16 protein-coding genes are annotated in these 15390 nt (G+C 66.8%); 13 read left to right on the top strand and 3 right to left on the bottom strand.

Annotated elements, in window-relative coordinates:
- Positions 1-3: 3 nt before the first annotated feature.
- Complete coding sequence (locus A5750_RS00970) at positions 4-1035, bottom strand: DoxX family protein (protein WP_067260707.1); 1032 nt, start codon at positions 1033-1035, stop codon at positions 4-6.
- Positions 1036-1130: 95 nt separating this feature from the next.
- Between A5750_RS00970 and pncA the strand changes: the two genes are divergently transcribed.
- Both pncA and A5750_RS00980 read left to right on the top strand, forming a co-directional pair.
- Positions 1131-1691: a pyrazinamidase PncA gene (gene pncA / locus A5750_RS00975; RefSeq protein ID WP_082948140.1), complete on the top strand. Its 561-nt coding sequence runs from the start codon at positions 1131-1133 to the stop codon at positions 1689-1691.
- Positions 1691-2491, top strand: a complete 801-nt coding sequence (locus A5750_RS00980) for a ketosteroid isomerase family protein (protein WP_067260711.1) — start codon at positions 1691-1693, stop codon at positions 2489-2491. The genes pncA and A5750_RS00980 overlap by 1 nt, the downstream gene beginning before the upstream one ends.
- Positions 2492-2503: 12 nt before the next feature.
- On the opposite strand, the gene A5750_RS00985 is transcribed toward A5750_RS00980, so the two are convergent.
- Positions 2504-2854 carry a DoxX family protein gene (locus tag A5750_RS00985; protein WP_066949130.1) on the bottom strand — a complete coding sequence of 117 codons (351 nt, stop codon included), beginning with the start codon at positions 2852-2854 and terminating at the stop codon, positions 2504-2506.
- A gap of 169 nt (positions 2855-3023) precedes the next feature.
- Between A5750_RS00985 and A5750_RS00990 the strand changes: the two genes are divergently transcribed.
- The 6 genes from A5750_RS00990 to A5750_RS01015 are packed head-to-tail and all read left to right on the top strand — an operon-like array spanning position 3024 to position 9160.
- The gene (locus A5750_RS00990) at positions 3024-4016 is read left to right on the top strand and encodes a sigma-70 family RNA polymerase sigma factor (RefSeq protein WP_066948870.1); all 993 of its coding nucleotides are present in this window, start codon (positions 3024-3026) and stop codon (positions 4014-4016) included.
- The gene (locus A5750_RS00995) at positions 4006-5328 is read left to right on the top strand and encodes a sugar ABC transporter substrate-binding protein (protein ID WP_067260714.1); all 1323 of its coding nucleotides are present in this window, start codon (positions 4006-4008) and stop codon (positions 5326-5328) included. Before A5750_RS00990 ends, A5750_RS00995 begins: the two co-directional genes overlap by 11 nt.
- Positions 5325-6266, top strand: a complete 942-nt coding sequence (locus tag A5750_RS01000) for a carbohydrate ABC transporter permease (protein ID WP_066948864.1) — start codon at positions 5325-5327, stop codon at positions 6264-6266. Before A5750_RS00995 ends, A5750_RS01000 begins: the two co-directional genes overlap by 4 nt.
- Positions 6267-6300: 34 nt before the next feature.
- Positions 6301-7095, top strand: a complete 795-nt coding sequence (locus A5750_RS01005; RefSeq protein WP_066948861.1) for a carbohydrate ABC transporter permease — start codon at positions 6301-6303, stop codon at positions 7093-7095.
- Positions 7096-7098: 3 nt separating this feature from the next.
- Positions 7099-8169, top strand: a complete 1071-nt coding sequence (locus tag A5750_RS01010; protein ID WP_066948858.1) for an ABC transporter ATP-binding protein — start codon at positions 7099-7101, stop codon at positions 8167-8169.
- Positions 8170-8182: 13 nt separating this feature from the next.
- Positions 8183-9160 carry a patatin-like phospholipase family protein gene (locus A5750_RS01015; RefSeq protein ID WP_067260718.1) on the top strand — a complete coding sequence of 326 codons (978 nt, stop codon included), beginning with the start codon at positions 8183-8185 and terminating at the stop codon, positions 9158-9160.
- 22 nt (positions 9161-9182) lie between these two features.
- Here A5750_RS01015 and A5750_RS01020 read toward each other — a convergent pair whose 3' ends face one another.
- Positions 9183-9470 carry a DUF3349 domain-containing protein gene (locus A5750_RS01020; RefSeq protein ID WP_066948850.1) on the bottom strand — a complete coding sequence of 96 codons (288 nt, stop codon included), beginning with the start codon at positions 9468-9470 and terminating at the stop codon, positions 9183-9185.
- 216 nt (positions 9471-9686) lie between these two features.
- On the opposite strand from A5750_RS01020, the gene A5750_RS01025 reads away from it, so the two are divergent.
- The 5 genes from A5750_RS01025 to A5750_RS01045 all read left to right on the top strand — a co-directional run bounded on the left by A5750_RS01025 (position 9687) and on the right by A5750_RS01045 (position 15376).
- Positions 9687-10520, top strand: a complete 834-nt coding sequence (locus A5750_RS01025; protein ID WP_066948846.1) for a DUF3097 family protein — start codon at positions 9687-9689, stop codon at positions 10518-10520.
- Positions 10521-10580: 60 nt separating this feature from the next.
- Positions 10581-12188, top strand: coding sequence for an iron uptake transporter permease EfeU (efeU, locus tag A5750_RS01030; RefSeq protein ID WP_066948841.1), 1608 nt, complete (start codon positions 10581-10583; stop codon positions 12186-12188).
- A gap of 37 nt (positions 12189-12225) precedes the next feature.
- Complete coding sequence (efeO, locus tag A5750_RS01035) at positions 12226-13401, top strand: iron uptake system protein EfeO (RefSeq protein WP_197505319.1); 1176 nt, start codon at positions 12226-12228, stop codon at positions 13399-13401.
- Between the two features lie 4 nt (positions 13402-13405).
- Positions 13406-14689 (top strand): iron uptake transporter deferrochelatase/peroxidase subunit, encoded by a 1284-nt coding sequence (efeB, locus tag A5750_RS01040; protein ID WP_066948838.1) that lies wholly within the window; start codon positions 13406-13408, stop codon positions 14687-14689.
- A gap of 162 nt (positions 14690-14851) precedes the next feature.
- A complete protein-coding gene (locus A5750_RS01045; RefSeq protein ID WP_067260721.1) occupies positions 14852-15376 on the top strand; it encodes an OsmC family protein in 525 nt (174 codons plus the stop codon).
- The last annotated feature ends 14 nt before the right edge of the window (positions 15377-15390 follow it).

The raw sequence follows: 15390 nt of genomic DNA on the forward strand, positions 1-15390 counted from the left end.
CCGTCAGGAAAGCTTGCGGCGGCCGGTCTTGACCTGTTCACCGAGTCGTTCGCGTGCGGTGTCGGCCAGGTAGCCGCCCCGAGCCCGGGCCGTGTCGGCGAGGTAGATGCCGCGCGCGCGGGCGGTGTCGGCGAGGTCCTCGCCGCGATCCAATGCCGTGCTCGCCAGGTCCTCACCGCGCTTGCGTGCCTTCTTGGCCAATTTCTCGCTGCGCTTGCGGGCCTTCTTCGCCAACGGCGCCGCCCAGTCGGCGGCTTCGTCGGCGAGTTCTTCGCTGCGCTTGCGTGCCTTCTTCGCCAACGGCGCGGCTCGCTCGGCCGCCTCGTCGGCCAGCTCCTCGCCCCGTTTGCGGGCCTTCTGGGCCAGCGGCTTGCTCCGCTCGGCGGCCGTGCTGGCGAATTCACGACCGCGTTCCAGCGCGGCCTCCGCGTACGGCGCGCCCCGTTCGGCCGCCGTGCTGGCCAGTTCGCGACCGCGTTCGGCGCCGATCTGCAGGCCGTGCACGATCTTTTCGCCCAATTCCGAAAAGTCGGTATCGAAGTGGGCGTCGTCGGAGCCGGGCAGCGCCGACGACACTCGCTCGGAGAGCCGCTCCGCCGCCCGGCGACCGCGCCACCCGAGCGACGGCTTGCCTGCCGTGTCGGCGGACGCGATGAGCAACCCGCCGACCAGGCTGAGGTCGGTGAGGAACTGCTGGCGCTTCTGCGCCTTCGCCTCCGGATCGCTCTCGTTCCAGAACGAGTGCGCCCCGAGGTTGGCCGGTAGCACCGTGAACGCGAGCGCGGCCGAGGCGACGCGCGGCAGTTTGCCGGTGGCCAGCAGCAGGCCGCCGCCGATCTGAACGGCCGCCGTGATTTGTGCGACCGTCTCGGGGTCACTCGGGATGTTGCCGCTCACCGAATTCGGCAAAGCCTGCAAACCATCCACCGCGGGGGCGGCGGCTGCGGCCGCCGATTTGGGGTTGAGCAGGGAATTGACTCCTTGGCCGACGAAAGCCACTGAAAGCAACGGGCGCGCGATTCTCCGGATCAACATGGCCGGTGGATTACCCGACTGGTTGGCGAACAAACCGTCCCACCCATACGCCCAGCTGAAGCGCCGTGGTGGGCGACACCGATAGGGTGAAACGCGTGAGGGCGTTGATCATCGTCGACGTGCAAAACGATTTCTGCGAGGGCGGCTCGCTGCCGGTGACCGGCGGTGCCGCCGTGGCGCCCGCCATCAACGACTACCTCGCCGGCGAGTCGGGCTACCGGCACGTCGTAGCAACCCAGGATTTCCACGTCCGGCCAGGCGACCATTTCTCCGACCGACCGGACTATTCATCGTCATGGCCACCGCACTGCGTCGCCGGAAGTGCCGGTGCGGAGCTGCGGCCCGACCTCGACACCAGCCGGATCGAGGCGGTCTTCCGCAAGGGCGCCCATGCCGCGGCATACAGCGGTTTCGAGGGCCTGGACCAGAACGGGACCCCGCTGTTGGACTGGCTGCGGGAGCGTGGTGTCGACGAGGTCGATGTGGTCGGCATCGCCACCGACCAGTGCGTCCGGCGGACCGCCGAGGATGCCGCGCGTGCGGGCCTGTCCACCAGGGTGCTGCTCAACCTGACCGCGGCCGTCTCGCCGGACTCGGCCGCCGAGGCGCTCCAGGCGATGCGGACCGCGGGCGTCGAAATGGTCGGGGGTCCGTGATGGGGTTGGCGCCGGATCGGGAGCATCTCCTGGCCGCCGTCGAGCGCTCGCCACAGGCGGCCGCCGCGCACGACCGCGCCGGATGGGTGGCGTTGTTCACCGACGACGGCCGGGTCGAGGACCCGGTCGGGTCGCGGCCGCACGCCGGGCAGGAGCAGATCGGCCACTTTTATGACACCTTCATCGGTCCGCGCGACATCAAATTCCACCGCGACCTCGATATCGTCGTCGACACCGTGGTGCTGCGCGACATCGAGCTCGAGGTTGCGATGGGCTCGGCGATCACGATGTACATTCCCGCGTTCCTTCGCTACGACCTGCGAGACGTCAACGGCGAGTGGCGCATTGGCGAACTGCGGGCCTATTGGGAACTTCCCGCGATGATGCTGCAATTCCTGCGGACCGGATCACGTGCGGTCGGACCCGCCCTGCAACTGTCGCGGGGCTTGTTGAGCAATCAGCGGTTGCGCGGCACCACCGGCTTCATGACGGGGTTCCGGCGGGTGGGTGCGCGGCACAAGAAGCTCGCCGAGGCATTCCTCGGTGCCGCCTCGCGCCAAGATCGGATCGCGGCCGCGCGCGCGTTATCACCGCGCGCCACAATCACTCTCGGCGACCACGACGTCCTCGACCTCGCTGAACTGGTCGAGCAGCTGGACGGCGGCGGGTCGACCAAGATGATCGGCGCGGGCCCAACGGTGACGATGTCGGTCCACTCCGGCCGTGGACGGGGAATACTGTTCGCCGACATGGCCTGGCGGGGCGACGCCATCAACCGGATCCGGTACTTTCCCGGCTGATCGCGACCCCGGTCAACGCAGCACCATCAACGCAAGCGATGCCACCGACATGCACAGGTACGCGCCGGGAAACGCGATGTTGTACAGGACGCGGGCGCGCAGGTGGGTCACGACTGCGCCGACGAAGAACAGCACCAGGCCGGTTGCGGCAGCGATTCCCAAGGCGGGAAGGCCCACCAGGCCCACGATCAGCCCCGCCGCGCCGGCCAGCTTGACCGCCCCCAGCGCCGGCAACCACGAACGCGGCACCCCGACTTCGGCGGAGTTCGCCAGGACGAAACCCGCCGGGATGAGATCGGCAACGGCGATCCCGGCGGTGATGGCGGCGGTAAACAGCGTGATCGCAACGTACGCGGTGTTCATCTGCGGCAAACCCTTGTCAGACAGCCGTTTTTGCGGCGGCGAGCCGGATGGTCGCCGCACGCGCTACGGCGCACAATCGATAAGGTCATGGTGCTGGCCTCCTTTGCAACAGAGAGCTTGATGGACGCAGTCATCTTCTTGACGGCTCCTGTGCGGAAAAGGTGACCCCGTGAGCGCCCCGAAAAATTTGACGGATCTCGCCCAGCGTTTCGACGCCGACCGGCGACACCTGAGGTCTGTCGCATTACAACTGCTGGGATCGGCGGCCGATGCCGACGACGCGGTTCAGTCGGCGTGGCTGAAGGCCAGCCGTGCTGATTTCGCCGCGGTCGACAACCTCACCGGCTGGTTCACCACGATCACCGCGCGCGAGGCCGTCGACCAGCTCCGGGCGCGCAAGCGACGTGCGGAACAGCCGCTGGCCACTCCCGAAGAACTGGACCGGATCGCCGCGACCGCGTCGCCGCCGGCGGACGAGCAAGCGCTCTTGACGGAGTCGGTGAGCAGCGCGCTGCTCGTGGTGCTCGACCGGCTCTCACCGGCGCAGCGAGTCGCATTCGTCCTGCATGACGTATTCGCGGTGCCGTTCGAGAGAATCGCAGGTCTGCTGGACCGGTCGCCGGAAGCCGCGAAGAAGCTGGCAAGCCGGGCGCGTGCGCGGGTGGCCCACCCGGGCGGCGAGCCCGAGCGCATGGCGAAGCACCTCGAGGTCGTCGAGGCGTTTCTCGCGGCGTCCCGCGGCGGTGATATCGCCGGTCTGCTCGCACTGCTGGCCCCGGACGTGGTGCGCAGGGTCGATCGGGCACTGGTCCCCGACGACGTGCCGACCGAGCTGCGCGGCGCCAAGCGGGTCGCGGAGGAGACCCGTCGATTCGCTCTCCGGGCACGGGCCGGCGCGGTCGTGCTCATCGACGGGGCTCCGGGGATCGCCATCGCGCCAAACGGGCGCGCTGAGGCGCTGCTGCTGATCGCCGTCGGAACCGATGACCGCATCCACGCGATTGACATCACCGGGGACGCCGGCCGCATTCGCCGGGCCGTGCTGGCCCTGCCGAGTTGGCCGATCCAGCAACACCACAGCCGCATCGGGTACCAAGGACAGGAGAAACAAACGGCCGGGCGGCCGGCAACGGGGCGAGAACGGGAGCACCATGCTCGATAAGCCGTTCGGGCGGCGCGGGCTGCTGCGCGGTGCCGGCGCGCTCACCGCGGCATCCCTGGCGCCGTGGGCGGCCGGCTGCGCACCGGAAGAAGACGCCTTGACGTTCTTCTTCGCGGCCAACCCCGACGAACGCGATGCCAGGATCCGCATCGTCGACGAGTTCGCGCGCCGCCACCCCGATATCAAGGTCCGCCCGGTGCTTTCGGCTCCGGGCGTGATGCAGCAGCTGTCGACGTTCTGCGCCGGCGGAAGATGCCCGGACGTTTTGATGGCGTGGGACCTCACCTACGCCGAGCTGGCCGCCCGTGGCGTGCTGCTCGACCTCAACACCATGCTGTCCCGCGACCAGGCCTTCGCCGCCGAGCTGAAGTCGGACGGCATCGGGGCGCTCTACGACAGCTTCACGTTCAGCGGGGGCCAATACGCACTCCCGGAGCAATGGTCCGGAAACTACCTGTTCTACAACAAGCGGCTCTTCGCCGAGTCCGGGGTGCCGCCCCCGCCCAAAACGTGGCAAAACCCGTGGAGTTTCACCGACTTCTTGAACACCGCCACCGCACTCACCAGGCGAGATCGCTCCGGGCGGGTGACCCAGTGGGGCTTCGTGAACATGTGGTTCTCCTACTATTCGGCCGGGCTGTTCGCCATGAACAATGGGGTGCCGTGGTCCACCCCGCTCAAAAACCCGACCCACTTCAACTTCGACCACGACGCCTTCATCGAGGCGGTGCAGTTCTATGCCGACCTGGCCAACAAGCACAAGGTCGCGCCCAATGCGTCCGAGGTGCAATCGATGTCCACGCCCGACCTGTTCGCGGCGGGCAGGGCGGCGATGGCCATGGGCGGCCACTGGCGCTACCAGACATTCATCCGGGCCGAGGGCCTGGACTTCGACGTCACGTCGTTGCCGGTGGGGCCGCGCCGGCAGGGCCAGCCCGCACATTCCGACATCGGTTCAACCGGATTGGCCATCTCCGCGAGCAGTCAACGCAAGGAGCAGGCATGGGAATTCGTGAAATTCGCGACCGGGCCCGTCGGGCAGGCGTTGATCGGTGAATCCAGCCTCTTTGTACCGGTTTGGCAATCGGCGCTCGACTCGGCCGGCTTCGCCAAAGCCCACCAGAACGTCGGCAACCTCGCCGTCCTCACCCAAGGGCCCGCGTACTCCGAAGGGCTCCCCGTCACCTCGTCATGGGAGAAGATCGTCGCCTTGATGGACCGCAGCTTCGGGCCCGTGCTGCGTGGATCACGGCCCGCCACATCGCTGGCCAGTTTGTCGCCCGCCATCGACGAGGTGTTGCGCAGCCCATGACATCGGTCGACGCCACCACGCGCACACCCGCCAAGGGCGCCGGTCCGTGGCGACGGCGGGCCCGCGCCGGCCGCTTGTTCGTGGCGCCCAATCTGGCCGCCGTTGCGGTGTTCATGCTGTTTCCGCTGGGATTCTCGCTCTACATGAGCTTTCAGCGGTGGGATGTCTTCCGCCCGCCAAAGTTTGTGGGCCTGAGGAACTTCCAAGAGCTCTTCACCTCGGACCCGCTCTTCCTCATCGCCATTCGCAACACCGTCGTCTTCACCGTGGGAACGGTTGTGCCGACCATCGGCGTGAGCCTCGTGGTGGCCGGCGTGCTGAACCGAAAGGTCAGGGGCATCGGCTTTTTCCGCACCATCGTCTTTCTGCCGTTGGCCATCTCGTCGGTCGTCATGGCGGTCGTCTGGCAGTTCGTCTTCAACACCGACAACGGATTGCTCAACATCATGCTGGGCTGGGCCGGGATCGGCCCCGTCCCGTGGTTGGTCGAACCCCGATGGGCGATGGCCTCGCTGTGCATCCTCAGCGTGTGGCGCAGCGTGCCCTTCGCCACCGTCATCCTGCTCGCGGCGATGCAGGGCGTTCCCGAGACCGTATACGAGGCGGCGCGAATCGACGGCGCCGGCGAGATACGGCAGTTCGTGTCGATCACGGTGCCGCTGATCCGTGGGTCGATATCGTTTGTGGGCGTCATCTCGATCATTCACGCGTTCCAGGCTTTTGACATGGTCTACGTCCTCAACGGCGCGAACGGCGGGCCCGAAACCGCCACCTATGTCCTGGGCATCATGCTGTTCCAGCACGCGTTCTCCTTCCTGGAATTCGGGTACGCCTCCGCGCTGGCGTGGGTGATGTTCGCCATCCTGCTCGTGCTGACCGTGGTGCAGCTGCGGATCACCCGGCAACGGTCTTGGGAGACTTCTCGTGGCCTCAGCTGAGCGGGTATTCACGCGCAATGTCGTTCGTAGCCTGATGGTCTACACCGCCCTGCTCGCCATCGCCTGGTGCTGGTTGTTTCCGATCGCCTGGGCCGTGTCCGGCTCATTGAAGCGGGAAGGCGAGATCACCGAGCCCAGGCTGCTGCCGGCGCACCCGCGGTGGTCCAACTACATCGAGGTGTTCTCGTTGATGCCGTTCGCGCGGATGTTTTTCAACACCGTGCTGTACGCCGGGTGCGTGACCGCCGGCCAGGTGTTCTTCTGCTCGCTGGCCGGATACGCGTTCGCCAGGCTGCAATTCCGCGGTCGCGACACGCTGTTCGTGTTATACCTTGGCACCTTGATGGTGCCGCTGACCGTGACCGTGATCCCGCAGTTCATCTTGATGCGGACCCTCGGCTGGGTCGACACACCCTGGTCGATGATCGTGCCGGGCTTGTTCGGCAGCGCATTCGGCACCTACCTGATGCGGCAGTTCTTCCGGACGCTTCCTACCGACCTGGAAGAGGCGGCGATACTCGACGGTTGTTCGCCGTGGCAGATCTATTGGCGAATCCTGTTGCCCCACGCCCGCCCCGCGGTGATGGTGCTGGCGGTGCTCACCTGGGTCAACGTCTGGAACGACTTCCTGTGGCCGCTGCTGATGCTCCAGCGCAACAGCCTGGCCACGCTGACGCTCGGCCTGGTGCGACTGCGGGGCGAGTATGTGGCGCGCTGGCCGATCATCATGGCGGCTTCGATGCTCATCATGCTGCCGTTGGTCATCATCTATGCCATCGCCCAGCGGTCCTTCGTCAGGGGAATCGCCGTCTCGGGGCTGAACGGGTAGCCCATGGCCTCAGTGACTTTCGAGCAAGCGACGCGGTGTTACGCCGGAGCCGACCGGCCGGCCTTGGACAGCCTCGACCTGGACGTCGGCGACGGCGAGTTCGTCGTCCTGGTCGGTCCCTCCGGATGCGGCAAGACCACCTCGCTGCGGATGGTGGCGGGGCTGGAATCGCTGGACTCCGGTCGCATCCGGATCGGCGACCGCGACGTCACCACCGTCGATCCCAAGGACCGCGACGTCGCGATGGTCTTCCAGAACTATGCTCTCTACCCGCACATGACGGTCGCGCAAAACATGGGCTTCGCCCTGAAGATCGCCAAGACACCGAAGCCCGAAATTCGCGATCGGGTCCTGGACGCCGCGAAATTGCTTGACCTGCAGCCCTATCTGGACCGCAAACCCAAGGACCTCTCCGGTGGGCAACGCCAGCGGGTGGCGATGGGACGCGCGATCGTCCGCCGGCCGCAGGTCTTCCTGATGGACGAGCCGCTGTCGAATCTCGATGCCAAACTGCGGGTGCAAACCCGCAACCAGATCGCGGCACTGCAACGGCGACTCGGCACCACCACCGTCTACGTCACCCACGACCAGGTCGAGGCGATGACCATGGGTGACCGCGTCGCCGTCCTGTGCGACGGTGTGCTGCAGCAGTTCGCCGCGCCACGCGAGCTGTACCGCAACCCGGTCAACGTCTTCGTCGCGGGTTTCATCGGGTCGCCGGCAATGAACCTGTTCACCCTGCCTATCGTCGATTACGCTGTGTCGCTGGGGGATTGGCACATCCCACTACCGCGTGAGCTCACCGATGCAGCGAGCGAAGTCGTCGTGGGGGTCCGCCCCGAGCACTTCGAACTGGGCGGCCTCGGTGTCGAGATGGAGGTCGATGTGGTCGAGGAGCTTGGGGCGGACGCCTACGTCTACGGCCGAATCACCGGCTCCGGCAAGGTCATTGATCAGCCCGTCGTTGCGCGTGCCGATGGGCGCCGGCCTCCGGAAAAGGGCAGCCGGGTGCGCCTGCACCCGGAACCGGGGCACCTGCACTTCTTCGGTGTCGACGGCCAACGAATCTGTTGAGGGGGGTGGGCCTATGGCGCCGGCGGTGAGTACGTTTCGTGCCGATCTGGTGTGTGAGGGCGGCGGTGTCCGGGGGATCGGGCTGGTCGGCGCGGTCGATGCGCTGTCCGGGGCCGGTTACCGGTTTCCCCGCGTCGCGGGTAGCAGCGCGGGTGCGATCGTCGCGTCGCTGGTCGCGGCGCTGCAGGTCGGGGGCGAACCGCTCAGCCGGCTCGCGGAAGTCATGCGGTCCATCGACTACCGGAAGTTCCTGGATCGCAGTCTGATCGGACACGTGCCGCTGATCGGCGGGGGATTGTCGCTGTTGGTGTCGGACGGTGTCTACCGTGTGGCCTACTTGGAGCGCCTGCTCGCCGGTCTGCTCGCCGACCTGGGTGTGCGGACGTTCGGTGACTTGCGCACCGGCGAGGAGCCGGACCAGTTCGCGTGGTCGCTGGTGGTGACGGCCAGTGACCTGTCCCGGCGCCGGCTGGTGCGCATCCCGTGGGACCTCGCTTCCTATGGCATCGACCCCGACGATTTTCCGGTCGCCCGCGCCGTGCACGCCTCGTCGGCGATCCCCTATGTGTTCGAACCCGTTCGGGTCAGCAACGCCACCTGGGTCGACGGCGGCTTGCTCTCCGATTTTCCGGTGGAGCTGTTCGACCGGCCCGATGCTGAGCCGCGATGGCCGACGTTCGGGATCCGGCTGTCCGCGCGTCCCGGCATCCCGCCCACCCATCCGGTGCACGGACCAGTTTCGTTGGGAATCGCGGCAATAGAGACACTGGTGAGCAATCAGGACAACGCCTACATCGACGACCCCTGCACCGTCCGGCGCACCATTTTCGTCCCGGCCGAAGAGGTCAGCCCGATCGACTTCAACATCACCGCCGAGCAACGCGACGGCCTGTATCAACGAGGATTGCAGGCGGGCCAACAGTTCCTGGGGACCTGGAGCTACCCGGACTATCTGGCGGCGTGTGGCGGACCGGCGAAAGGCGCTAAGTAGGAGTCAGGTCCCGCGTCGGGGCTTATCCGCGCGCGCAGCGGATCTCGTCGAGGCGATGTCCGACCCGCTGGACGTCGGCCGGCAACGGCAATTGATTGGTGACACGGGTGATTTCCACACCGATATCAACGGGGCTGATCGGCCAGAATTGGCGCCTCATGAGTTTGCTTGCAATGGCGGTGATCTCGTCGTCGCAAAGTCGCCGGCGGGCCAAGGCCGCCAGGGGCGCATATCCGGTTGTCGGCATGCCGGTGGGATAGCCGGCCCGCACGAAAGCCACGATGCTCGACACCCAAAGGGCCAGGTCCATTTTCCCACCTCGCTCACCGCCGCGATGTAAAGAGCGGCAGATCCTACAACTAGCAACGTACCATCGGCAACGTCATCAGCTGAGTAACGCCACACAGTTAAAACGCATTTTTTACTCGCCGGTGTTGCGCGGGCGGCGGCGCGATCTTGGCCACGATCCTCCTCCGGCGGGCGCGCCATAACGACGTTTGGCCGCAAGGCTTTCTAGGATTGCCGCGTGGTTGATCGCTACGGAACCGACGTCCTTGCCGCAGGCCGGCGCAAGCCCCGCTCGACCGAGCACCCAGCCGAACTGGGCCTCGTGGTCGAGGACGTGCAAACCGGGTACGTCGGTGCGGTGGTAAGAGTCGAGTACGGGCGGGTCGATCTGGAAGACCGGCGGGGGCACGTGCGCGGCTTCCCTTTGGGCCCTGGCTATTTGCTCGAGGGCCGTCCGGTGATCCTTACCGCGCCGCGTCGTGTGGCGCCTGCCGCCGCCGCGAGGACGGCATCCGGCTCGGTCGCCGTGCCGGGAGCCCGTGCCCGGGTCGCCCGCGCCAGCCGGATCTACGTCGAGGGGCGGCACGACGCCGAACTCATCGCGCAGGTGTGGGGCGAGGACCTGCGGATCGAGGGTGTCGTCGTCGAGCACCTCGGCGGCGTGGACGACCTGGTGGAGATCGTGGCGGAGTTCGCACCCGGTCCGGGGCGCCGGCTTGGTGTGCTCGTCGATCACCTGGTCACGGGTTCGAAGGAGGCGAGGATCGCCGACGCGGTGCGGCGAGGGCCGGGCGGCAGCGACACGCTGGTGGTCGGCCATCCCTACGTCGACATCTGGCAGGCGGTGAAACCCCAGCGGCTCGGTCTGGCGGGGTGGCCGGATGTGCCACGGCACATCGAGTGGAAGCACGGTGCATGCCGGGCGCTCGGCCTGCCCCACGCCGACCAGGCGGACATCGCCAGGGCATGGCGGCATATTCGGTCCCGGGTGCGTGACTGGAACGACCTTGAGCCGGCGCTGATCAGCCGGGTCGAAGAACTCATCGACTTCGTGACGCAGCCGGCATCGTGACGCGGCGGCCTTAGGCTAGGCTAAGCCGGGGTCCCGACCCCCGGGACAGAAATCGGGCGCATGCAGGGCGTATTCGGCGTACTAATCGGCACCTTTCTCATCGGTCTCCGCGAAGGCCTCGAGGCGGCGCTCATCGTGAGCATCGTCGGCGCCTTCCTGAAACGAAACGGCCAGCCGATACGGCCGATGTTTGCCGGCGTCGCCTCGGCGGTGCTGATCAGCGTCGCGGTCGGCGTGGGCCTGAACCTGTTCGCGACGAGCCTGCCGCAGGCGCAGCAGGAGATGATGGAAACCGTCATCAATGTCATCGCCGTGGTGTTTGTGACGTCGATGATCATCTGGATGAACGGCAACGCCGCGCAGGTCAAGGGCGAGCTCGAGCGCGATGCCCGGCAGGCGATCAACCGCGGCGGTGCGCTCGCCTTGGCCGCGATGGCCTTCCTCGCCGTCCTCAAGGAGGGCTTCGAGACATCGGTGTTCTTGTTGGCGGCCGCCCAGACGTCGCACGGCAACCGGTGGTTCGCCGTGCTGGGTGGTGCGCTGGGGATCGCGGCGGCGGTCGCGATGGGTGTCGCGCTGTACTTCGGCGGATTGAAACTCAATATCGCCCGGTTTTTCCGGGTCACCGGCGTGTTCTTGGTGTTGATCGCCGCCGGGCTGGTGCTGGGGGCGCTGCGCACCGCGCACGAGGCCGGCTGGGTGAATATCGGCCAGCGGCGGGTGCTCGACCTGTCTGCCTGGCTGCCCAGCAACTCGATCCTCGGCGCCGTGACCGCCGGGATGTTCGGGATACCCGCCGACCCCCGAATCATCGAGGTGGTGGGCTGGTTGCTCTACGCCGTACCCGTGCTCGCCATCTTCTTGTGGCCCGCTCACCTTGCCGCCGCCCCGCGGGCCAGGGGGCGCCTGTTGGCGGCCGCCTCGACGCTGCTGCTCCTCACCGCCGCCGGACTGGTGGCGCTGGTGCCGGGCGGTGGTCCTTCCGGCGGAGCGCGGACCCGCACCGTCACCGACCGCTCCGGCCACACCGCCACGGTGTCGATGGTGAACGGGCCGCACGGACGCGAGCTGGCCGTCGGCGCGCAGGGCAACTCAACCGTCCGCAACATCGTGCTCGTCCCGGCGGAGAACAAAATCGTGGACGGCTTGCCGGTACAGGTATGGCAAGCTTCCGAGGCTGCCGGGGCCGACGGCGCGTCGGAAGTCACGCTGGATCAGTTGCTGAGCATGACCGGGGGCCGGCTCCCGGTCGGTCTCGCGGCTGGGCGCACTCCGGGGCCGTTTCAGGGTCAATGGTCAACTACCACCGCGTATACCGTGCTTGCGCAAGGTGATTCCGTGCTAAATGCACAGGCAACGAGCAACCGCACGGCGGTTTTGACCGGCGGTGGTCTGACCGGGGCCAAGACCGTCAGTCTTGGCGGGCTTGCGACGGACTGGTCCACGTCCGCTGCCGAAGACCGGTCGGCCGCCGCGCAGATCGCGGCAAGTTATCTCAACCGTGCGGAAGCGCAACTGTGGAAGGTATGGCTTCCACTGACACTCGGTGGCTTCGCTCTGGCCTGCGTCCTTGGCGCTGTGGCCGCCGCGCGGCGCGGCACGCCGACCGAACAGGAAAGGAAGACGGTTGACACCGAATCGAACCGCCCGAAGGCACCGGCCCTTTGAGATCTGGCCATTCGCAACGGCTTTGGCCGCGGTTGCGGTGTTCTCAGCGACCGCATGTGGTCACTCGAATGGCAACTCGGGCCACGCCGAAGCGGGAAAGCCCACCGCCCCGAACGCGGTGAAGGTCACCATGGCCAATAACGCGGGCAAAGACGGCTGCGCCCTTGACAACACCAGCGTGCCCGCGGGGCCGGTGACCTTCACGGTGGCCAACACGAATGCGCCCGGGATCAGCGAAGTTGAATTGCTCAGGGACCAGCGGATCGTCGGCGAGAAGGAAAATCTCGCGCCCGGCCTGGATCCGGTCTCGTTCACGGTCACGTTGGACGGCGGCGCGTATCAGCTCTACTGTCCGGGCGCGAGCACCGAATACCAAACCCTCACCGTCACGGGCAAAGCACCGGCGACGCCGACGGGCACCTTGGCCGGCATCCTCAGCCAGGGCACCAAGGACTACGCGGGCTACATCGTCGGCCAGATCAGTCAGCTCAACGATGCCGTGAAGGCACTCGACGCCGCCGTGCAGTCGGGCAACGTCGACGCCGCGAAGAACGCTTACGCCAAAGCCCGGCTGTTCTGGGAGCGCTCGGAGTCCACCGTGGAGGGCTTCGTGTTGCCGGGCTTCGCGGTCGGCGACAATGCCGGCAGCCTGGACTATCTGATCGACATGCGTGAATCCACGCCGGTCGACGCCAAGGTCGGGTGGAAGGGCTTCCACGCCATCGAGCGCGACTTGTGGCAGGGTGGCGCGATCACCCCCGCCACCAAGGCATTCAGCAGCGAATTGGTCGGAAACGTCGGCAAATTGAACGGCATCGTCGCCAACCTGCAGTACAAGCCCGAGGACTTGGCCAACGGTGCCAGCGACCTGATCGAAGAGATCCAGAACACCAAGATCACCGGTGAGGAGGAGGCCTTCAGCCACATCGATCTGGTCGACTTCTCGGGCAACGTGGAGGGCGCTCAGCAGGCGTACGCTTCGCTGCGGCCGGGCCTGGAGAAGATCGACGCCAATTTGGTCAACCAGATCGATCAGCAATTCCACACGGTGCTGGCCACTTTGGACGGATACCGTGACCCGTCCTCGCTCGGCGGCTTCCGGCCTTACACCTCTGCGCTGAAGGCCAGCGATGCGCCGAAGCTCACCGCGGTCATCCAGCCGCTGCACCAGAGCCTGTCGACGGTCGCCCAAAAAGTCGTCTCGGCGGGCTGACCTCGTGACCGACGACACGACCGAAACCGACGAAGCCGCAGCGGTTTCGCGCCGGCGGATGCTTGGCGGGGCCGTGCTGGCCGGACTCACCGGCACCGCGGTCGGCGCCGCCGGTGGGGGCTTCGCCGGTTACGCGCTGGCAGCCGAACGCAAAGGCGATGACCACGACAACGTCGACCTGCGGCGTAGTTATCCTTTCTACGGCCAGGTGCATCAGGGTGGAATCGCCACGCCGCCACAGCGTTACGCCATGTTCATGTCCTTCTCGCTGGCCGCCGGCGCTGGCCGCACCGAGCTGCAGACCCTGCTGGCGCGCTGGTCGGCGGCGGCCGCGATCCTGCAGCAGGGAAAGCCCGTCGGCACCGTGCAGCCACAGGTCGAGGTGCAGCCGCCCGTTGATACCGGGGAGGCCTATGGGCTTAGTCCGGCCAGTCTTACCGTGACCATCGGGTTGGGACCGTCGCTGTTCGGCGATCGCTTCGGGCTGGCCGCACGGCGGCCCGCCCTGTTCATCGATCTGCCGACGCTCAACGGGGACAACCTGGACCCGCGCCTGCGCGGCGGCGATCTGTCGGTCCAAGCGTGCGCCGACGACCCCCAGGTCTGCTACCACGCCGTGCGAAACCTGGCCCGCCTGGGCCGCAACATCGTCTCGCCGTCCTGGGCGGTGCTGGGATTCGGACGAGCATCGGCCGGCCCGGGCCAGCACACGCCGCGAAACCTCCTGGGCTTCAAAGACGGAACCCGCAACATCGCCACGGATGCGGAGTACGAGCGGTTCGTCTGGGTCGAGGACAGCGACCAGCCGTGGATGAACGGCGGGACGTATCAAGTCGTGCGAAAGGTCCGGATGCTGCTCGAGACGTGGGACGTCGACCGCATCGGCAATCAGCAGCGGATCTTCGGCCGCACCAAAGAAGAGGGCGCGCCGCTGAGCGGCAAGGGCGAATTCGACACCCCCGACTTCACCGCCAAAGGCGCCGACGGCAACCCGCTGATCGACCCGATGTCTCACGTCGGCCTGGCGGCCCGGGAGAACAACGACGGCATCATGATCCGGCGCCGATCCTACAATTACACCGACGGTCTCGACGCCAACGGCCAACTCAACGCCGGCCTGCTGTTCATCTCGTATCAAAAAGATCCGCAAGATTTTATTCGCCTGCAGAACCGGTTGGGCGCCCACGACCTGCTCAACGAATACATCCGCCACATCGGCTCAGCAATCTTCGCGGTGCCGCCGGCGCCCGCCGAAGGCCACTACATCGGGCAAAGCCTTTTCAGCTAAGCAAATCTCCGAAAGAGTCGTCCGACGTTGGACGGCGCCGCGTTTCGGCTGTGTGATGTTTGGTGTCGCCCACGTAAATCAATCTCGCCCGCCGTCACACATCGGCCGTCGCAGAGCACTAACTCCGTGAAGCCGCAAAATCAGCGAAACGGAGGAAGTCATATGACCGACGCGCTCGTCATCGACGCCGCAGGCCTCGACAAGCTGTCGTGTAACGCCAGGGCCAACCCGGAGACCGGCAGGAAGACCCTGAAAGCCAAGACGGTGTGCGAGACGGGGTTCCGCAACATGACCTACGTACGCGACCTGGCGCCGATGCTGGTGGGCGAGCCGCCCGCGCTGCTCGGCGACGACTCGGCGCCCAACCCCTCCGAGACCGCGCTGGCGGCGCTGGGATCGTGCGTGTCGGTGGGCCTGCTGGCCAACGCGACGCATCGCGGGGTGACCCTGACCAAGATCGAGGTCGAGATGGAGGGCGACATCGACATCTCCGCGGTGTGGGGGGTGGGTGACACGCCCGAGGGAAAGCGGCTGGGCTTCAGTGCGGTGCGGTGCAAGGTGACGCTGGCCGGAGACGCTGACGACGCGACGCTCAAGGAGATCCACGACAACGCGATCGCCTGGTCACCCGTGGTGAACACGTTCGCCAACCCGGTGAGCGTCGACTCGACTCTGACCACCGAATAGGAATTGAGTCGGGA

The sequence above is a fragment of the Mycobacterium sp. 852002-51613_SCH5001154 genome (assembly GCF_001667425.1).
GTDB lineage: Bacteria > Actinomycetota > Actinomycetes > Mycobacteriales > Mycobacteriaceae > Mycobacterium.